Source organism: Wolbachia endosymbiont (group A) of Volucella inflata (genome assembly GCF_947250665.1).
Lineage (GTDB): Bacteria > Pseudomonadota > Alphaproteobacteria > Rickettsiales > Anaplasmataceae > Wolbachia > Wolbachia pipientis.
In genome coordinates this window covers 1,415,058-1,434,959 of sequence record NZ_OX366338.1, presented here as the reverse complement: position 1 = coordinate 1,434,959, position 19,902 = coordinate 1,415,058, and the positions used below count along the sequence as shown (strand labels likewise).

The following is a 19,902-nucleotide window of genomic DNA, read 5'->3' as shown; positions in this document are numbered from 1 at the left end:
TGTTAAGCAACTTTCTATATAATATTTTCTAAAATAAATAGACTTCTCGCATCCAATTTCAGCAGCGCGTGACACACAACTGCAATGACAAGGTGTCGCAAGATAAACATCATATTCACACGAAGTACTTGACTTCACTTGTACTAAGAAGCATTTTATATATGTTGTGTGCCCGTAGCTCAGCTGGATAGAGCAACAGCCTTCTAAGCTGTGGGTCGTAGGTTCGAATCCCACCGGGCACACTCTTTTATCAATACTTTCTATAAATCTTCAAGTACTCTGGCACCACATTTTCAATTGCTAATGGTCGAACCTTCATTGTTTCAAGGTCAACTGACTTTTCGATTGAACTATTCATCATAACTTTCACCTGATCTTGAGTAAGCACAGGGTTCGTATCTCCGGTTATTGGTTTTAGCAGCATAGAAATAATTTTATTTTCTAAAAAGAAAGCTATTAACTTTGCCATTGGAAAAGATACATTGATCAACAAACACTTTCTGTTAGTAACATTCAGAATAAACTTCAATAAGCTTTTGAAAGAGTAAACCTTTGGTCCACCCATGTTATAAATTTTCTTGTCTTGCTTATTAAAACTGATAATACGATATACCACTTCAGCTAAGTCTGTTACACATATGGGCTGAAATTTAGTCGTTCCATTGCCAATTAGTGGTAAGAAAGGAAGAATAGTTGCTAATCTTGCAAATTTATTAAAGAAGTTGTCTTCTTTACCAAATACAAGGCTTGGCCTAATTATTATTGCTTCTTGAAATGCTGAAGTTACAGCTTTTTCACCTTCCAATTTACTTTTGGAATATTTTGACAACTTGCTATTTTCTATTCCCATAGCAGAAAAATGTATCATCATAGGTACATTTTTCATTTTTGCAGCTTTTGCTATCCTTTCAGCTATTTTAACGTGAACAGCGTAAAAATCGTGCTTTTTTGCTTCATATAATATTCCCACTAAGTTTATAGCTAAATCACATTCTTCCATACCATCCAGAACTGATTTTTCATCAAAAAAATCGCCTTTAAATATTGATATTTGTCCTAAATTGCCACACAATTTTAAACAAGCAGCTTTTTCCTGATTACGAGTGAATATCTTTATTAAATATCCTTCTGCTGCCAAGCGTCTTACGATGTGTTTCCCTATAAACCCCGTTCCACCAAAAATAATTACACGTTTTTTCACAATTAAAGTTCCTAATAATTTGTTACTATAAATTAATATAATGATTTTGCTTAATATTCTATTATGAATTCCCGTACAATAAGATCCATTTTCATTCCTCGTGAGCCTTTAACTAGAATTGCATCATTATTCTGAATAATGTTAGCTAAATCACTTTTCAATTGATTAGAATCATTAAAATGCGCGCCTCTTATATTATCTGGCAAAAGCTCATGCAATTCTAACATAAATTTACCAACTGTATAAATTTTATCTATATTATTTTCTGTGATAATCTTAACCAAATCTGTATGAAACTCTATGCTTTCATCACCAAGTTCCAACATATCACCAAGCAAAGCTACTTTTCTCTGATTAGAATATGTACTCAAAGTTTTTATTGCAGTTTTCATCGAAGCAGGGCTGGCGTTATAGGAGTCATCAATTAAATGTATATATTTTCTATTGTATTTGACCTTATGAATATTGCCTCTACCTTTCGCTACACTAAAATTCTTAAGTGCAAGTGGTAATTTTGATAAATCAAGTCCGAGGCTTTGCACAACTGCTGCAACAGCAAGTAGCGAATAAGCAAAATGCTCACCTTGTACACGTAAATTACAGTTTATAATTTGATTATCACTCAGCCTGATTTTTAAACTTAATCTATTAGCAACTCGGTTTGATGTCATTCCAGCGCGTGACGCTGGAATCCAGTCTTTATTATACAACCGTCTGATATGCTCATTTGCAATTGAACTTCCTGGATCCCAGTGTCTGGGCACTGGGATGACAGAAGATAGTGCTGAAATGACAGAAGATTCATCGTTTCTTATTAAGTTTAGTAAACAAACTTCAGCATTTTTATCTTTACCGAAGCTTATTACATTTCTATTGGCGTGTGATGAGAGATAATCATAATATTTATTATCTCTGCTTAAAACCAAAGTACCGTTATTTTTCATACCATACAGAATTTCTAACTTCGCTTGTGCAACGTCAAATAGTGATGAAAAATTTTCAGTATGTGCAGGTTCGATGTTGGTAATAACTGCAATATTCGGATTACTAATTTTTGATAATTCTTTTATTTCACCAGCTTTATTCATTCCCATTTCAAGAATTAAGTACTGGCAGTTTTTTGGAGCTTTCAGAATTGTCAAAGGCAATCCTATATTATTATTTAAGTTACCTTCGTTTGCATGGGACACTCCATATTGCGATAAAACAGTATGCAGCATATCCTTTGTAGTGGTTTTCCCGACACTGCCTGTAACTGCAATAACTTTAGCATCAATAAGAACATTTCTAATGTAGTATGATGCCATATCATGCAAAGCTTTCAGGGTATCTTGTACAATAATGAGAGGGAAACTTTTATATTTACCCTCACTCACTATTGCAGCGACAGCCCCTTTTAAAAACGCTTCATGCAAAAAATTATGGCCATCAAAATTCTTTCCCTTGAGGGCAATAAATAAATCACCTTTTTTTATGCTTCTTGTGTCCGTTGAAATATTTGAGCTATGTATCCAATTACAACCATTTACGTCTCTTCCGCCAGTTGCATCAATGATATTATTTGTGTTCCATTTAAACATAATTTAGAGTATTCTTTATAATAAATTGAACAATAAAAGTAGCGAAAATACTACATGTTTTAGACAATGTGCAAATAATGGTTGCAATCCCTATAATTCTATCTTATAATGGATATAGAAGTTTAAATTTTTTCGTCTATAATTAAAATGTATTTAGTTATAGAAACTACCTTGGAGGTATGTATGGCAGAATCTATTTGGGCTAAGATAGGCGGAGCAGTTAAAACAGGTGTAGAAGCTACAGGTCGGGTGTTTGCTCTTGTGCCTAAAGCACTTATTTACCCTATAAAGAAGCCGTTTGCTTCAACGGGTGAAATGAAACATGATGCTACAGTTTCGTTAAAGAAAGCTGTTGGTATAGATGTACCTGAAGAAGAAAGGGAATATGATCCACCTATAGAAACCACACAGGCTAGTAAGGATCTTGGTGTACAAATAACAGAGCAAAAGAAAGGGATAGGAAAGGTAAGTTTTTTAGTGTCAAGAACTCTGACGGGAGATATACCTTATTTGAATGATGAACAATTGAATAAAATAAAAGCACTAAAAAGTGAGTATTCAAACATCACTATACATAGAGAAGAAAATAAAATTGTAATTGAAGTTGATGTTAAAAAAATAATTGAAGACATTAAAACTGACTATAAAGGAAAGAGTCCAGAGGAGATAAAAAAGCTTGCTATTGAAGAAATTAAACAAAAAGTTGACGGTAACCTTAAAGATCTAGCAAAAATTACTGGTGGAGAATTTAAAGTTCACACAGACTTAAAATTGCTGTATGGTATTGCAGAAAAATTGTATAAGGAATATGATAATCAAAAGCAGTCATCAGAAGCTACGAAACCTGCAGGACTTACAAGTAGCGAAGGGTTACTAAAGGCTGGTCAGCCTTCAGTAACTATAGCTTCAGGTGAGAAAAAATGGGCGCAAGAAGCTATAAAGCCAGGTAAGTCGCAAAGTTGTGGAATGCAAAAATAAGTTATAGGGGAGTATTATGAGTGAAGCTAAAAAAATAGAGGAAAGACATCATAGTCTCACTGTTCCTGGGGATATGTATCACTTACAACCAGGAGTTATTACTGGAAAAAGGGTAAGTGGAATAGAAACCTCTTTGAAAGAACAGCAGGACATGGTAAAAGTAAGGGAACTTGTAAGCTCTTTAAATCTTGAAGATGCTTCTGGTGAAACAATAAAACCACTATCTACACCTAATGTAGAGAAAAACGAAGAAAGAGGGAAAGGTCGCTCTTAAAATATGAGCAATGAAGTTTATGATAGCGATAACTTCTTTGCTCAAATATTAAGAGGTGAGTTACCTTGTGAGAAGGTACATGAAAATGAAAATGTACTAGCTTTTCATGATAAGTACCCTGACGCACCAGTTCATATTTTAGTTATACCAAAAAATCAATATATTTCATATGATGATTTCATTCTAAAAGCTCCTGAAGAGGAGATAGCGGATTTCTTCAAAACTGTAAGAGAGATAGCACACAAATATAATCTAGAAAAAACAGGATATAGATTAGTCACTAACTACGGTGAAAATGGAGAGCAGGTTGTACCACACTTTCACGTGCATATTTTAGGTGGTAAAAAGTTAGGAAAGCATGTAAACTCATAGTGTTATATGTTTTGTTAAATGAGCGAATATTTAACCATAGTAATCTTTATCTGCGTATCAATTGTAGTATCTTTTGCTTTAGGTATATTGCCTATGTTTCTTGCAGTGAGTAAGCCAGATGGTGAAAAGCTTTCCACATATGAGTGTGGCTTCAATCCACTATCCAGTGCAAGAAAAAATTTTGACATTAAATTTTACCTAGTTTCAATATTATTTATAATATTTGACTTAGAAATTGCTTTTCTTTTTCCTTGGGCTGTTTCTTTATCTAAGATAAGCTATGGTGGATTTTGGTCTATGATGGTATTTCTTGCAATACTCACTATAGGTTTTATCTATGAATGGTGTAAAGGTGCATTAGAGTGGGAGTAGTTTATGACAAATCAAATTCTATCTAATGATGACTGGGGTCGTTATAAAAAAGAAGGGTTTCTTGTCACTAAATTTGGTGATTTAACAGATTATGTAATGAATTGGGCAAGGTCTGGTTCATTGTGGCCAATGACATTTGGTCTTGCATGTTGCGCAGTTGAGATGATGCATACTGCATCCAGCCGTTATGATCTTGATAGATATGGTATAATGTTTCGTGCAAGCCCACGTCAATCAGATGTGATGATTGTTGCTGGCACACTAACTAATAAAATGGCAGCAGCATTGCGCAAGGTTTATGATCAAATGGCAGACCCGAAGTATGTTATTTCCATGGGAAGTTGTGCAAATGGTGGTGGTTATTACCATTACTCTTATTCAGTAGTCCGAGGCTGTGATAGAATTGTGCCAGTTGACGTGTATGTCCCTGGATGCCCACCAACCGCTGAGGCGTTGCTATATGGAATGCTATGCCTACAAAACAAAATAAAACGAACTCAGAATATAAAGCATGGATAAAACTGCAAAGTATATACAAAAAAAGACCAAGTGCGAGTGCATTCAAAAAGATGATGGCATTATTGTAATATATTCAACTTTAGATGAAATTGAAAAGCACCTATTCTTTCTACGTGATGATGAAAAGTGTAGGTTTGAACTGTTAGTTGATATTTTTGGGGTTGACTACCCAGATAGAGAGAAGCGTTTCGAGCTAATATACAATCTGCTCAGCATTGTGCATAATATTAGAGTACACATAAAGCTTCAGTTATGTGAAAGCGACATGCCTCCAAGTGTAGCGAAGATATTTAGTACGGCTTTGTGGTTTGAGCGTGAAGTGTTTGATATGTATGGAATAGAGTTTTCTGATCACCCTGATTTGCGTAGGATTCTAACAGACTATGGATTCAAAGGTCATCCAATGTTAAAAGATTTCCCTCTCACTGGTTATGAGGAAGCAAGATATGATATAGAGACAAAAAAGGTTGTGTATAATCCTATAGATTTACCGCAAGATTTTCGTATGTTTGATAGCTTATCGCCTTGGGAAGGTAAAACCATAAAAGTAAATACAAAGGAGTAGAAAATGACAGTACAAAGAAAAAAAATATCTTTAATCGGTGCAGGAAATATCGGTGGAACTCTCACCCATATGATTGCACTAAGGGAACTCGGTGATGTTATTTTACTTGATATTAGTGATGGAATACCACAAGGTAAAGCACTCGACATAGCAGAATCATCCCCTATTGACGGATTTAATGTCAATATTACTGGCACAAATAGGTATGAAGACATAAAAAACTCCGATGCAATTATAATAACCGCTGGCATCGCTAGAAAACCTGGAATGAGCAGGGATGACCTCCTGCAAACCAATGCTAAAGTAATGAAGGAGGTTGGCGAAAATATTAAAAAATATTCTCCAAACGCGTTTGTAATAGTGGTTACCAACCCTTTGGATGCCATGGTTTCAGTGGTGCATAAATTTTCAAACCTTCCAACTAATATGATTGTTGGCATGGCAGGAGTGCTTGATTCTTCCCGTTTTCGTTACTTTCTTGCAAGTGAGTTAAATATCTCAGTTGAAGATATATCTGCTTTTGTGCTTGGAGGACATGGCGACACTATGGTACCACTAATCAATTGTGCTTCAGTTGCTGGAGTTCCACTTACTCAAATTATCGATATGGGTCTTATCACACAGAAAAAAGTCGATGAAATAGTTGAACGCACTCGCAATGGCGGTAAAGAAATAGTTGATCTGCTTAAGTCTGGATCTGCATACTACGCTCCTGCATCTTCAGCTATATGCATGTTAGAATCATATTTAAAAGATAAGAGGCGCATATTACCATGTGCTGCTTACCTTAATGGTGAATATGGTGTAGAAGATTTGTTTATTGGTGTTCCTGTAATTATTGGAAAAAACGGAATTGAAAAGATCCTAGAAGTTAAAATGAATGATAGTGAACAAGAAATGTTTAATAAGTCTGTAAACTCGGTGAGAGAGCTGGTGAAATCTTTAGGTTCATAAGCAAATTAATGGTTTTATAGAGCTTCTTTATAGCTCAAACAGCCTAAAAAAGTTGCTTGTGGTTACCTTCGCTACTTGTTCTGGTGACTCATTCCACAACTCTGCCAAACAATCAACAACGTATTTCACCATTGCTGGTTCATTCTTTTTTCCCCTATAAGGCTCAGGTGATAGATATGGTGCATCAGTTTCGACTAAAACACGCTCGCGTGGTACATTTTGTGCAATTTCTCTGAGTAAGCTCGCATTTTTAAAAGTAATAATTCCAGAAAATGAAATACATAACCCCAAATCTATAGATTGATAAGCAAGTTCTTTAGAGGAAGCAAAGCAGTGCATTACTCCACTAAAAGCACCGGCTTTCATTTCTGACCTTAACATATCGATCATCTCATTATCAGCGCTTCTTGTGTGAATAACTAAAGGTAGTCCAGTTATTCTTGACGCTTCTATATGTAATGCAAAACTTTTTTTCTGATTGTCTTTGTTGTCAGATTTATAAAAATCTAACCCGGTTTCACCGATACTAATTACCTTTTGGTTCTTGGTAAATTCAACTAATTCATCAACATGTATACACTCACCGTTTTCTATAGCAGCATCAAGCGGATGTATACCAACAGAGGAGTAGACCTGATCATAGGATGAAGAAATTTTTAATAACTTAGGAACATCGTCAATGCTTACGCATATGTTATGCAAAACCTTTACACCATTTTGCTCTGCCCTTGAAATTACTTTTGGTATTTCATCGTCAGAAAAATAAATCAAGTGGCAATGAGAATCTACTATCATGAGCTTATTGTTGAGGCTTTTATTATAGAAGAAAACTCTTCTATCACTGTTTTATAAACTTCTTTTTTAAATGATATAGCACTAGCTACTAAACTATCTATACCTTGCCAACGCCACTCTTTGAACTCTGGATGACCAGTATAATTAATATCAATGTCCTCATCCTCTCCGCAAAACTTCATTAAGAACCACCTTTGCTTTTGACCAGAATATTTTCCATTCCAGCATATTGGTATAACTTCTTCAGGCAAGTTGTAGTATATCCAATCCTTGCTTTTAGTTATAACCTTTACTTTATTAGTACCAACCTCCTCTAGCAACTCACGTAACGCTGCTTGTTCCAGTTCCTCACCATCATCAACACCTCCTTGTGGCATCTGCCAGTAAGAATCGCTATCAAAGCGTTTTCCAATAAAGGCATGTCCTTGTCTGTTAAATAGCATTATGCCAACACAAGGACGGTACTTATCTTTCTGCTCAACCACGAGTACACTCTGTTTTTAAATGATTTGTTACAGAAGTTTTAATTAATTTTCCATTTTTTTCTTTCTTCATCTCTTCAACAATTTTCTTTGCAACTTCCTTTGCACTCAAGTTCGAGTTATCAATTTCAAGCGAACCCTCAGGTATAAATAGCCTTTTCCCTTCAATTTTCTTTATAGCAAAATCCGGATCAGTAATTTTATTTTCCTGATATCTCTCTTCTGATTGGACACGTCTTACTAGTTTTTCATTATTACAATGTAATACTACAGAAAAAATTTCCATGTCCATTTTTTTATTTAAATTTACCACTGAGTTATATAATCTTTGGTCATAGGGATCACCCTCTATCAATTCATTTGTAAATATATAATGTTTTGATTTTACGTAGTGTTTTTCCAGTATTGCTAATACATTTTCCCTAACTGCAAAAATTTTTTCCCATAGGTCATCTGGAACTTCAGCGTTTTGTAATTTAACAATATCAAATATAATATTATTGAATAGATTATTGCTTACTATTACTGCACCAATGATTTTACACAGTTCCTTTGCAGTAGTAAACTTACCACTGCCTGGAAAGCCGATTAAGTAGATGAGAGTCTTGCCCATAATGAATACTAGTAAAAAGCTATTTTCAATTATATAAAAAGTATATACATTGTACATGCTAAAAACATGATGATAAAATAGATGCAGGTAATACCTTTAACAAGTAGTTGCATTGAAAATAGTTCATATTTAGAAATTTTGAGTATATGATTATAAATGAATCATATAACCTGTAAACAATGCTTAGCAATATGGAATCGATAAGAAGTACAATTGAAGAGATAATAGATCAAAATAAAGGTCATGATATAGTAACTTTTGATGTGCAGAATAAAACCGTTATTGCAAAATATATGATTATTGCATCTGGTGATTCAAGCCGTCACGTTAAAGCTTTAGCTGAGCAAGTAATAAAAAGCCTCAAGCCACATGATAAAATAGATGTAGAAGGTATGGATGAAGGCAATTGGGTGGTTTTGAATTTTCAAGGCATAATGGTTCACATATTCAGGCCGGAAGTAAGGGAGTATTATAAAATAGAAGAGTTATGGAATTGATTATCCAGATAGCTGGTACACAATTGCACAAACGTTGTAATTTTGAAGGCAACTCCTGCACAGGTAGTGGTGTCATGAAAGTAGCTGACACTGGAATCCAGTTTTTCATGCAATTTCATCGAAAACGTTGTATAGTGTGCTTGTTTATAATTAAGTTCCAGTGTCTGGGCACTGGCTTCTCTATTAGGGTTACCTTCGGCATTAATGACAGGATAGACTGGGGTTTATAAAATGAAACACGCATCTGAATTTTTAAATTTCATCCAAGAAAGAGGGTACCTATACCAATGCACAAACATTGAAGGACTAGATCAATTATTATTGCAGAGCAATTATATAGTTGCATACATTGGGTTTGATTGCACAGCACCAAGTCTTCATGCTGGTCACCTAATTCAGATTATGATGCTCTGTCACCTACAAAAATTTGGTTATAAGCCGATAGTCTTACTTGGAGGTGGCACAACAAAAATTGGTGACCCATCCTTCAAAGATAAAGCAAGAAGCATCTTGCCTGTAGAGAACATCAATCAAAATACATCCAGTATAAGGAGAATATTAGAGAAAATGGTGTCTTTTAATGACAGCAAGACTGGTGCAATGATAGTAAATAACGCAGATTGGTTGGATAACATAAAATACATAGATTTTTTGCGTGATATAGGAGCTTATTTTTCTGTAAATCGTATGCTAAGTTTTGATAGTGTGAAAACCAGGCTGGATAGAGAGCAAACCTTAAGCTTTCTGGAATTTAATTACATGCTATTGCAAGCTTACGACTTTATTGAATTAAACAAAAAATATGATTGTCGTCTGCAGATTGGAGGGTCAGACCAGTGGGGAAATATAGTAAACGGAATTGAACTTGGAAAAAAGTTGAATTTACCTGAGCTATTTGGCCTTACCATGCCTCTTTTATTAAATGCACAAGGAAAAAAAATGGGCAAAACTGAAAGTGGAGCAGTGTGGCTTGATGATAATATGCTAAAGCCTTACGACTACTGGCAATATTTTCGCAACGTTGATGATCAAGATGTTGGACGTTTTTTAAGATTGCTCACTGATGTGCCAATTGATGAGATTAGAAAATTAGAGTCTTTAAAGGATCAAGAAATAAATGAAGCAAAAAAGGTCTTGGCAACAGAAGTGACAAAAATATGTCATGGTGACAAAGAAGCGGAACTTGCACAATTTGCTGCAATTTCTGCTTTTGAGAATGAAGATAGCTCACTACTTCCTGATTACATCATAAAAAAAGAACAAGTTGCAAGCGGCATATCCTTAGTAGACCTACTACATGACACTGGTTTTGAACCTTCAAAAGGCGCTGCAAAGCGTTTAATACAGGGCAACGGATGCAAGATTAATGATAATGTTGTAAACAATATTGATCATGTAATAAATTTCGAGAGCTTTAAAGATCAGCCATTTATAAAATTATCTGCAGGAAAGAAACGCCATATAAAAGTTGTGGTAGATTAGGTCTCGAAGTAAGAAAACAAATTTTATACAAGTGAGAAATTAGATATGGAGCAAATTTTCAAAATCCGAGAATTATGTATAAAACAACCGGAAAGATGGTGAGATCAGGTAATCTATGGCTAAGACGTCATACCGCCGCGGTATCTCTTAGCCGCTAACACGTAGCGGGATGACGAGATGCCACCACAAACCGTCATACCGCGCGATTCATTCGCGGTATCTCTTAGCATAGATCCCGCTAAAGAGTAGCGGGATGACGATTGTCGGTGAACCTAAGTTACTTTAGCCATAAATATTTAAGAAATTTACCAAATGAAAAAAAAGGCAAAAGAAGCCCCGGTTACTATCTATTTTCAGTATTGGCGTTCTTTAAAGTCTTAAACACTGCAATTTAGCTGCTTTTAAATGCAACTCACCTTAGTTTAAATGTTTAAGAAATTTACTAAGCAGAAAAAAAGGCAAAAGAAATCCCGTGTTAGCGGTGTACAGTCCCAGAGTGTGATGGTATGATAAAATATGAGAAAAAAATACCATCAAAGGAGGAGTTATGGGACAAATATTACATGGGTGCGCCAAAACAACACAGACGATTCGTAGAGCAATACAAAATAGAAAAGAGAGCATAGCAAAACTCTCCAAGCATTATAACCTTAATCCAAAAACTATTATTAAGTGGAGAAAACGTTCATTTACGAAAGATGCTGATATGGGTCCAAAGCGTCCAAGATCGACTGTTTTAACGCTAGAAGAGGAAGCTATAATAGTTACATTTCGCAAGTATACACTACTGCCACTAGATGATTGCCTTTACGCTCTGCAGTCTACAATTCCGCATTTGACTCGCTCTAGCTTGCATCGTTGTTTACAAAGACACAACATTAGCAGATTACCAACTGTTGATGGAGAAGTTAAGTCAAAAAAGAAATTCAAACAATATCCTATCGGTTACTTTCATATTGATATTGCTGAAGTTAGAACTGAGGAGGGCAAATTACATTTGTTTGTTGCTATTGATAGGACATCCAAATTTACCTATGTTGAGTTGCGTAACAGTGCTACAAAACCCATAGCTGCTGAGTTCTTACGTAATTTGATTAGAATTTTACCGTATAAAATCCATACTATTTTGACAGATAACGGTATACAATTTACAAACCAGAAGCGTCATAAGTATGCTTTCCAACATATATTTGATAGAGTTTGCGAAGAGAATGTTATTGAACATCGTTTGACAAAAGTTAGCCATCCTTGGACGAATGGGCAAGTCGAGCGTATGAATAAAACTTTAAAGGATGCTACAGTTAAGAAGTATTACTATCAATCGCACCAGCAACTTAAAGAACACCTTTATAACTTTGTTATGGCTTATAATTATGCAAAGAGACTCAAAACTCTTAAGGGTCTTACTCCTTATGAATTTATATGTTATCAGTGGACACAGTCTCCAGAATTATTTATACTAAATCCACACCATCACACTCTGGGACCATACACCTAGTTGTCACTCTCTAATCCTGCAAATCGGCGTTCTATACTGTCTTAAACGCTTTATAAGCGCGTTTTAGCTTATATAGCTAGAAATGTTGTGAAGACATAAGGTACACATAGTGCAAAAAATTAAACATGAGACGCCAAATACGTTGAGTTTTTTTGTCATTTAATCTGTACAGAGAAGATAAATAAATAGCTTCAGTTTCATGATAAGGGGGCTGGCGAAGGGTGTTAAGTGGTTTTTTAGCCACGTTTCCCTGTTATAATGTTCGTTTGCTTGATCTAAGATCCAGGAGTATTTAAACTGAACCCTATATAGTACTAAAAATGATAGGAAATCTAAGTGGAATAGTTGATGAAGTGCGCAGCGATCACATAATCCTGAATGTGAATGATGTTGGCTATATGGTGTATCTTTCAGCCAAAACTTTAAGTGCTTGTGCAATTGGAAGTAGAATCAAATTACTTATCGAAACCTATGCAAATAACAGAGAAAACACTACTCAGCTATATGGTTTTATAAGCAAAGAAGAACAGCAGTGCTTGAGGTTGCTAGTTAAAGTAAGCGGTGTTAGCTATAAAACTGCAATGTCAATTTTGAGTAAATTAACTCCAGAACAGCTATTTTTGGCAATTATGAATGAAGATAAAGTAACACTCAAGATGAGTGGACTTGGCTTGAAACTCATAAATCGAATCATCACTGAATTGAGTGGCAAAGTAAGTAAACTAGAAATAAATAACAATAACTTTAATCCAATTAATGAAGATGCCCTTTCAGCATTGATCAATCTTGGGTATGAAAAAATGAAAGCTTATGATACGATAAAAAAAATACAAGACGAATCGTCAAACCTGGACACTAAGGATATTATTCGCATGGCGCTTAAGGAGCTCTTAACATTATGAAATCAATATCGTGCGGTAAAGAATATACTGAAGATGTGCGCAATATTAATATCAGGCCTGAGCAACTTGATGATTTTGTCGGGCAAAAAGACTTAATACAAAATTTAAAAGTGTTTATAAACGCTGCACAGACGAGAACTGAAGCTTTAGATCACGTCTTATTGTACGGTCCTCCAGGGCTTGGCAAAACAACTTTAGCACAAATTGTTTCTAAAGAATTAAGAGTTAGCTTTCGCGCAACTTCTGGTCCTTTACTTAGTAAAGCTGGGGACTTGGCTGCAGTGCTTACCACTTTAAATGCAAAAGATGTTCTATTTATCGACGAAATCCATAGATTAAATCGCAGCATCGAAGAAGTTTTATATACTGCTATGGAAGATTTTTGCTTGGACATATTAGTAGGTGAAGGTCCATCTACTCGCACTTTAAGGATAGATCTACCACCATTTACGCTAATTGGAGCAACTACACGGCTTGGATTACTTTCTGCGCCACTCAGAGATCGTTTTGGCATTCCTTTGCATCTTGAGTTTTATTCTTTTGAGGAGCTAGTCGATATTATAAAAAGAGGCGCAAGAGTTCTTTCTGCTGAAATTGAAGAGGGTGCTGCACGGGAAATTGCCTGCCGTGCGCGCGGTACTCCAAGAATTGCTTTGAGGTTACTCAGAAGGATAAGGGATTTTGTTGAAGTGAAAGATGATAAAAAAATCACTTATGAAGTCGCTGATTCTGTATTGCTAAAATTGGGTGTAGATAAAATAGGACTCAATAAACTTGATGTGCATTATCTAAGATTTTTATTCAACACCTCAGGACCTGTTGGAATTGACACTATATCTATTGCGCTATCTGAGGATGTTGGCAATATTGAAGAAACAGTAGAACCTTATTTAATCAAAATTAGTTTTGTAAAGCGCACACCAAGAGGACGCGTTCTAACCGACCAAGCAAAGGAGTATTTGAGCTTTCAACATTAAACATCATAATTTATATTGACTAGTTGACATGATATCTATATGCTAATATTTATATATTAAAAATAATGGAGGCATATATGTTAGATAGTAATGAAACTGTAGTTCAAATTAAAACTTCTCCATTTCGTACTTGCTAGTTATGCTATTCTAACTAATTAAGCTACGGTTTGTGGTAATAGGAAAAAACTGGATTCCAGCGTCACGCGCTACCCTATGGGTGCTGCTCGCGTATATTCTCTCTTTCACCATCTCAGTGTTTCTTTCTTATTATGCCAGTACCATTTTCTTGTCATTCAAGTAGCTCCCCTTCTTGTCATCCCAGTGCTTGACACTGGGATCCAGAAATTCTTAAACTGAATTCTATATAGAACCTCAGAACAAAAATAAAAAATGGGTAGCACAATACTACCAAGAAATTTCTACGAGCGGCCGACCTTAACTGTAGCTGGAGAGTTATTGGGAAAAATCCTCAAATTTTCTAACTTTAGTGGAATAATAACCGAAGTTGAAGCCTATATAGGAATGAGTGACCCAGCTTGTCATGCAGCTAAGGGTTATACTAACCGAACCTCAGTAATGTTTGGTATGCCGGGGTTTTCATACGTGTACTTTATATATGGAATGTATTACTGTTTAAATATTGTAACAGAAGCAGAAGGGTTCCCAGCAGCAGTGTTAATACGGGGATTAAAGCTCATTGAACCGCTTGAGGCAAATTTAGGTGGGCCAGGAATATTGTGTAAAAGATTAAATATTACAAAAGAACATAACAAACAGGACCTTACTATAAGCCACGAATTTTGTGTTTATGAATCTTACCTCAAACCAGATTATATTTGCACCCCGAGAATCGGAATTAGTAAAGGCCAAGAGAAATTTTGGCGGTTTAAGATTTTCTAAACTTAAGACCTTGCGTAGACTATTTGCCAATCGGATAATCACCAGTGAAACAAGCATCACAATATTGTGGTGTAGCATTGTTACGCTTTTCTGCTTTAACAGCCTGATATAGTCCATCAATACTCAAGAAGGCTAGGCTATCTACTCCTATAACTTCCTTAATTTCCTCTACAGATTTATTTGCAGCAATTAAATCTTTGCACTCTGGCGTATCTATTCCATAAAAACAAGAATGCTTAATTGGTGGGCTTGAAATTTTGAGGTGAATCTCTTTTACTCCTGCATCCTTTAACATAACTATTATATTTGTTAACGTACTACCACGCACTATACTATCATCTATTAAAATTATGTTTTTACCTTTCAAAATGTGCTTATTAGCATTGAATTTTAATTTTATTCTAACTTTACGTACTTCAGCGGTTGGTTGTATAAAAGTTCTTCCTATGTAATGATTACGAATTATTCCCAGTTCCATAGGTAACCCTGAATGCTTTGCATATCCAATAGCTGCAGGTATTCCAGAATCAGGTATTGGTACAACCATATCCATATTGTTTTTTGGTGGGCTCTCTTCTGCAAGTATTTTTCCTATTTCTTTTCTTATATCATATATGGACCTATTCTCCATTATGCTGTCTGGTCTTGAAAAATAAACGTATTCAAAAATACAAAAACTTGATTTTTGCTGTGGGAAAGGAAATGCTGAAGCTAGATTACCATTTCGATCAATGGTGACTAACTCACCTGGTTCTATTTCTCTAACAAACTCTGCATTTACTATATCAAGAGCACAAGTTTCAGATGCAAGAACATAAGAACCGTTTAACTTCCCTAAAACAAGAGGCCTGATTCCAGACGGATCACGTACTCCAATAACTACTTCTTGATTGATTGCCACAAAAGAATAAGCACCTTGTATTTGCTTTAATGCATATATAAAACTCTCTAAGAAGCTATCTTTTTCACCGCTTGCTGTCAGATGCACTACTACTTCTGTATCAATATCTGACTGAAAAACGCACTCTTGTTTAATTAATTGTTCGCGTATTGGAGAAATATTAATTAAATTACCATTATGTGCTATGGCAAAATCCCCAAATTTGCCACTTTTGCCAAGCATGGGCTGCACTCCAAACTTATTACCACTTGTTGAGTATCGAACGTGACCTATTGCACAATCTCCAGGTAAGGATTTCTTTATTTCATCTATATCATCAAATACGCTGCTCACTTGACCTTGAAAGTGATAAGAGTGCAGCTTATCGTTGTTACTGGTTACTACGCCAAAAGACTCTTGACCTCTATGCTGCAAAGCGTGGAGAGCAAGTATAGAGTTAAAAGCAGCACTTTGGTTGCAACTTATGCCAAATACTCCACACTCCTCACGCATTTCATCTAGGCTCTGTGGACAAAATTTTAGAGAAGCCATACAAGAGCTCCAACAAAATTGAGAAAACCCATAAAAACCTCAGCAGTTTTATCAAATCTGGAAAAAATGCGCCTAAAATTTTTAATTTTACCAAAAAAACACTCAATCAAATGACGTTCTTTGTAGATATGCTCATCGTAATACCTTTGCACTTTTCGATTCCGTTTTGGCGGAATAACTACTGTACATCCCTTGTCTTCAAGACTTGTAACAAAGGCATTGCTATCGTAGCCCTTGTCAGCTACTACAGTAGAGTTATAGATACTTTCGGTCAACACTTGTGCCTGCGTAATTTCATTTCTTTGACCAGGAGTCAGAGTAAATTTAAGTGGATTTCCAAGTGCATCGACAAGCGCATGTATTTTAGTTGTAAAGCCACCTTTGCTCCTCCCTAAAGCTTCTTGATCCTTGGAGTTTTTTGTATATCCAGATGAACATGGATGGCCTCGGATGATCGTACCGTCGATTATAGCAACTTCTAAATCAGGCTCTTGTTTAGTATATTCAAGCAATTTTTTCCAGACATCTCTTTCACACCATCTTTTAAATCGCTTATGTATACTCCTGTAATTACCATAAGTTTTTGGTAAAAGTCTCCATTGGCAACCACTTCGCACTATGTACCACACTGCCTCTATGAATATTCTTAAACGTTTTTCATCTTTGCTGTGCATTCCTTTTACGCTTTTTATGAACTCTAAAATTTGTTTCCAATTTTCCTCTTTGATGTAATATTGCATATGGTAGTTTCTCCATTTTTTACCTATTAGGCTAAACTACCATCTTTTTCTCTCTTTTCATATTTTTTGTCCACAGAGCCTAGCATAAAAACTATTAAGTAAAGTTAAATTTTACTTTAGCATAGGTAAAATACAAGTATTTTGTTGTTCATCTGCTTTTATTGCTAGCAATAGCCCTATACATATTAAGCTTGCAGCAGTTGTACTTCCTCCATAGGACAGAAATGGCAATGGGTCGCCTATTACAGGTAAGAGGCCCATTGTCATTCCGATGTTTATAAAGAAATGAGCACTAAAAAAGGCAAAAATGCCGATAGATACCGACTTAGAAAAATAATTTTTTGACCTATAAGCAATAGAGAGCATTATAGCAAGCAATGTAGTATAGAGTAAAATTAAAGCCATGCTACCTAAAAATCCCCATTCCTCACTCAGCACTGCAAAAGCAAAATCTGTACGTTTCTCCGGCAAAAATCCAAGTTGAGTTTGACTTCCGTTAACAAAGCCCCTACCAAGCAAACCTCCTGAACCAATAGCTATTTGAGATTGCTGCGCATTATAACCTATTCCAAGTGGATCCACTGATGAATCCAAAAATGACAATATCCTTTGCTTGTGATAAGGACGTAAAAAAGGCCAAATAGCTGGTACTGCAAAAATGCCAAGCGTTCCACATATTATCGAATGAGATCTTTTTATTATTGCTGTGAATATAATTGACATCCCTATAAATAACATTATCATAGCTGTGCCTAAATTAGGTTGCTTTAACACCAAGAACACGGGTAAGAAAATAATTATAAGTGCCTTAAGCAATCTTTTAAATTCCATCATTTTATACATACTCTGCTTATCAAAATAGCGAGCAAGCGCAAGTATTAAGCCTACTTTTGCAAATTCTGATGGTTGCAAACTAATTGATCCAATTCTTATCCACCTTGTTGCACCCATTATGTGTGAGCCAAAAAAATTTACTGCTAATAGTGAAATCGCTGCTGCTGTATAAAAAAAGTAGGCGTACTTCAAATAAAAATCTAGCTCTATGAATGACATAGCTATAGCGAGTAGGAAAAAGAAGGAAAATATGACCAGTTGGTGAATCGCAAATGGCACCCACTTTCCTCCAGCAGAAGAGTATTGAACAACAATGCCAACGCAAAACAGCGCTATCACGTTAATGACTAATAACCAATGAATCTTCTTCAGCCTACCCACAATAAAGACCTTATAACCTTAAAGTATAGTAAAATATGAAACAAAGATAAAAATCAAAAAACCAACTTCTCAACTACTAACCGAATTGGAGTGCTATATATTCCAGTTACTACTGTTAAAGCTGCCATAAACAATAGACAGAAAAGCATAGGAAATGGCACATCATTAATTTTGCCTAGTGTCATTCTAGTGCGTGACGTTGAATCATTTTCAAAATACATTTTCTCTACCATCTTCCACATGTATATTAGTGCAAGAAAAGAACCGGCAGCAAAAGCTGTCAGGGAAATCCACGCGCGAGATTCGATAATTGCTTTCATTATATACCACTTGCTTACAAAGCCATTTGTTAAAGGCACACCGATTAATGCTAAACTGAGTAGAGTGAACGCAAGTGCTGTATAAGGCATTGATTTCTTGAGTCCCGATAAATTCTCTATTTTTGTTGTATCAAATTTGTAAGAAATACATCCTGCAGCCATAAATAAAGATGTTTTTATTATGCTGTGGTTTACTATGTGAAGAATTGCTGCAAATACACCTGTTTTTGAGTTAAAACTCAGTGCTAAAATTATATAACCAATTTGGCTAATACTAGAGTGAGCAAGCAGTCTTTTTATGTCTTTTGCGGTTATTGCAAATATCGACCCAAATACAATAGCGCAAAGTGCGAGGATAATTATCACATTGTCCAGTAGCGGCTTAAACAAGAAAAAATTTTGATGAAAAACAGTATAAAAGATTCTGATGAAAACATATATCATCACTTTTGTCACTGTGCCTGAAAAGAATATGCTAATGAAACTTGGCACCTCACTATATGCATTAACCAGCCACCTGCTTAATGGAAACAGTGCCATTTTGATTGAGAGACCAACAAAAATGAACAACGTGCCAAGTTTTATGATGTTGTTATCGTATAATGGAACTATTCTTTCAGCCATGTCAGACATATTGAGCGTTCCAGTCATTGAATACAAGAGCCCGATGCCAAATAAATAAAATGTTGCGCCTATTGTTCCACTAATTAGATATTCAAATGCTGCAACCAAGGCTTTTTTATCCCTTCCCATTGAAACTAATACATAAGAAGAAAGAGATGAAATTTCCAAGAAAACGTAAAGGTTAAATATGTCGTTTGTTACTAGAATCCCGAGCAGTCCGCTTAAGCACAGTAGAAATAGAGAGTAAAAACCAGTGATTTTGTTTTTGCTAATCTCTTTTTCGTTAATATAAAAGCTATAAAGCACACTAATCAGCGCTATAAAATTCACTAGGGTTAGAATTAAGGAATTTAACACGTCGATTCTTAACTCTATTCCATGCGGAGGAGCCCAATTTCCAAGGTGATAAGTTATAATTTCACCTTTATATGTTTTAATGAGTAGTATCGATGAAATGATAAGAGTGATTGTTGTTGCAATAAAAGAAATAAACCAAGATACCTTGTGTTTCTTGGCAAGAAAGCAAAACATTGATGCAATTATTGGGATAATAACTTGTAAAATTGGTAATTGCATTAAATTGTTGTTAATATATCGTTAAAGTATTAGT

At 35.4% G+C, this 19,902-nt stretch carries 22 protein-coding genes and 1 tRNA gene; 14 read left to right on the top strand and 9 right to left on the bottom strand.

The window, feature by feature from the left end:
* The first annotated feature begins 168 nt into the window (after window positions 1-168).
* Window positions 169-242 (top strand) — tRNA-Arg (locus OOK85_RS07360).
* Window positions 243-250: 8 nt separating this feature from the next.
* Here OOK85_RS07360 and OOK85_RS07355 read toward each other — a convergent pair.
* Together OOK85_RS07355 and OOK85_RS07350 are read right to left on the bottom strand one after the other, a co-directional pair.
* Complete coding sequence (locus OOK85_RS07355; protein ID WP_264703130.1) at window positions 251-1,201, bottom strand: complex I NDUFA9 subunit family protein; 951 nt, start codon at window positions 1,199-1,201, stop codon at window positions 251-253.
* Window positions 1,202-1,251: 50 nt separating this feature from the next.
* On the bottom strand, window positions 1,252-2,781 hold the full coding sequence (locus OOK85_RS07350) for a UDP-N-acetylmuramoyl-tripeptide--D-alanyl-D-alanine ligase (RefSeq protein ID WP_264703128.1): 1,530 nt from the start codon (window positions 2,779-2,781) through the stop codon (window positions 1,252-1,254).
* Window positions 2,782-2,964: 183 nt separating this feature from the next.
* Here OOK85_RS07350 and OOK85_RS07345 point away from each other — a divergent pair, with 183 nt between their 5' ends.
* The 7 genes from OOK85_RS07345 to mdh are packed head-to-tail and all read left to right on the top strand — an operon-like array spanning window position 2,965 to window position 6,815.
* Window positions 2,965-3,759, top strand: a complete 795-nt coding sequence (locus OOK85_RS07345) for a hypothetical protein (RefSeq protein WP_264703126.1) — start codon at window positions 2,965-2,967, stop codon at window positions 3,757-3,759.
* Window positions 3,760-3,775: 16 nt separating this feature from the next.
* Complete coding sequence (locus OOK85_RS07340) at window positions 3,776-4,033, top strand: hypothetical protein (protein ID WP_264703124.1); 258 nt, start codon at window positions 3,776-3,778, stop codon at window positions 4,031-4,033.
* Between the two features lie 3 nt (window positions 4,034-4,036).
* On the top strand, window positions 4,037-4,405 hold the full coding sequence (locus OOK85_RS07335; protein WP_264703122.1) for an HIT domain-containing protein: 369 nt from the start codon (window positions 4,037-4,039) through the stop codon (window positions 4,403-4,405).
* A gap of 18 nt (window positions 4,406-4,423) precedes the next feature.
* Window positions 4,424-4,777, top strand: coding sequence for an NADH-quinone oxidoreductase subunit A (locus OOK85_RS07330; protein ID WP_006279576.1), 354 nt, complete (start codon window positions 4,424-4,426; stop codon window positions 4,775-4,777).
* Between the two features lie 3 nt (window positions 4,778-4,780).
* The gene (locus tag OOK85_RS07325; protein ID WP_096617324.1) at window positions 4,781-5,296 is read left to right on the top strand and encodes a NuoB/complex I 20 kDa subunit family protein; all 516 of its coding nucleotides are present in this window, start codon (window positions 4,781-4,783) and stop codon (window positions 5,294-5,296) included.
* Window positions 5,289-5,861, top strand: coding sequence for an NADH-quinone oxidoreductase subunit C (locus OOK85_RS07320; protein ID WP_264703119.1), 573 nt, complete (start codon window positions 5,289-5,291; stop codon window positions 5,859-5,861). Before OOK85_RS07325 ends, OOK85_RS07320 begins: the two co-directional genes overlap by 8 nt.
* A 3-nt stretch (window positions 5,862-5,864) precedes the next feature.
* The gene (gene mdh, locus OOK85_RS07315) at window positions 5,865-6,815 is read left to right on the top strand and encodes a malate dehydrogenase (protein WP_264703117.1); all 951 of its coding nucleotides are present in this window, start codon (window positions 5,865-5,867) and stop codon (window positions 6,813-6,815) included.
* A 27-nt stretch (window positions 6,816-6,842) separates the two neighbouring features.
* Here mdh and OOK85_RS07310 read toward each other — a convergent pair whose 3' ends face one another.
* From OOK85_RS07310 to OOK85_RS07300, 3 genes are read right to left on the bottom strand one after another with little or no spacing between them, the layout of a single operon-like run.
* A complete protein-coding gene (locus tag OOK85_RS07310) occupies window positions 6,843-7,610 on the bottom strand; it encodes a TatD family hydrolase (RefSeq protein ID WP_006280340.1) in 768 nt (255 codons plus the stop codon).
* Window positions 7,607-8,053: an RNA pyrophosphohydrolase gene (locus OOK85_RS07305; RefSeq protein ID WP_007548581.1), complete on the bottom strand. Its 447-nt coding sequence runs from the start codon at window positions 8,051-8,053 to the stop codon at window positions 7,607-7,609. Before OOK85_RS07305 ends, OOK85_RS07310 begins: the two co-directional genes overlap by 4 nt.
* 34 nt (window positions 8,054-8,087) lie before the next feature.
* Window positions 8,088-8,705, bottom strand: coding sequence for an AAA family ATPase (locus OOK85_RS07300; protein ID WP_264703112.1), 618 nt, complete (start codon window positions 8,703-8,705; stop codon window positions 8,088-8,090).
* A gap of 179 nt (window positions 8,706-8,884) precedes the next feature.
* On the opposite strand from OOK85_RS07300, the gene rsfS reads away from it, so the two are divergent.
* The 6 genes from rsfS to OOK85_RS07270 all read left to right on the top strand — a co-directional run bounded on the left by rsfS (window position 8,885) and on the right by OOK85_RS07270 (window position 14,961).
* Window positions 8,885-9,202, top strand: a complete 318-nt coding sequence (gene rsfS / locus OOK85_RS07295; protein ID WP_319803669.1) for a ribosome silencing factor — start codon at window positions 8,885-8,887, stop codon at window positions 9,200-9,202.
* 231 nt (window positions 9,203-9,433) lie between these two features.
* The gene (gene tyrS / locus OOK85_RS07290) at window positions 9,434-10,684 is read left to right on the top strand and encodes a tyrosine--tRNA ligase (RefSeq protein WP_007548582.1); all 1,251 of its coding nucleotides are present in this window, start codon (window positions 9,434-9,436) and stop codon (window positions 10,682-10,684) included.
* A 547-nt stretch (window positions 10,685-11,231) separates the two neighbouring features.
* Complete coding sequence (locus tag OOK85_RS07285; protein ID WP_264702189.1) at window positions 11,232-12,182, top strand: IS481 family transposase; 951 nt, start codon at window positions 11,232-11,234, stop codon at window positions 12,180-12,182.
* A 320-nt stretch (window positions 12,183-12,502) separates the two neighbouring features.
* Window positions 12,503-13,084: a Holliday junction branch migration protein RuvA gene (ruvA, locus tag OOK85_RS07280; protein WP_264338838.1), complete on the top strand. Its 582-nt coding sequence runs from the start codon at window positions 12,503-12,505 to the stop codon at window positions 13,082-13,084.
* A complete protein-coding gene (ruvB, locus tag OOK85_RS07275; RefSeq protein ID WP_264703107.1) occupies window positions 13,081-14,061 on the top strand; it encodes a Holliday junction branch migration DNA helicase RuvB in 981 nt (326 codons plus the stop codon). The genes ruvA and ruvB overlap by 4 nt, the downstream gene beginning before the upstream one ends.
* Window positions 14,062-14,451: 390 nt before the next feature.
* Window positions 14,452-14,961 carry a DNA-3-methyladenine glycosylase gene (locus OOK85_RS07270; protein ID WP_264338836.1) on the top strand — a complete coding sequence of 170 codons (510 nt, stop codon included), beginning with the start codon at window positions 14,452-14,454 and terminating at the stop codon, window positions 14,959-14,961.
* A gap of 19 nt (window positions 14,962-14,980) precedes the next feature.
* On the opposite strand, the gene purF is transcribed toward OOK85_RS07270, so the two are convergent.
* The 4 genes from purF to OOK85_RS07250 all read right to left on the bottom strand — a co-directional run bounded on the left by purF (window position 14,981) and on the right by OOK85_RS07250 (window position 19,868).
* Window positions 14,981-16,393 carry an amidophosphoribosyltransferase gene (gene purF / locus OOK85_RS07265; RefSeq protein WP_264703104.1) on the bottom strand — a complete coding sequence of 471 codons (1,413 nt, stop codon included), beginning with the start codon at window positions 16,391-16,393 and terminating at the stop codon, window positions 14,981-14,983.
* Window positions 16,381-17,133, bottom strand: coding sequence for an IS5 family transposase (locus OOK85_RS07260; RefSeq protein ID WP_264702164.1), 753 nt, complete (start codon window positions 17,131-17,133; stop codon window positions 16,381-16,383). The genes purF and OOK85_RS07260 overlap by 13 nt, the downstream gene beginning before the upstream one ends.
* A gap of 111 nt (window positions 17,134-17,244) precedes the next feature.
* Window positions 17,245-18,348, bottom strand: a complete 1,104-nt coding sequence (rodA, locus tag OOK85_RS07255; RefSeq protein ID WP_264703102.1) for a rod shape-determining protein RodA — start codon at window positions 18,346-18,348, stop codon at window positions 17,245-17,247.
* Window positions 18,349-18,401: 53 nt separating this feature from the next.
* Window positions 18,402-19,868, bottom strand: coding sequence for a proton-conducting transporter transmembrane domain-containing protein (locus OOK85_RS07250; RefSeq protein ID WP_264703100.1), 1,467 nt, complete (start codon window positions 19,866-19,868; stop codon window positions 18,402-18,404).
* Window positions 19,869-19,902: the final 34 nt, after the last annotated feature.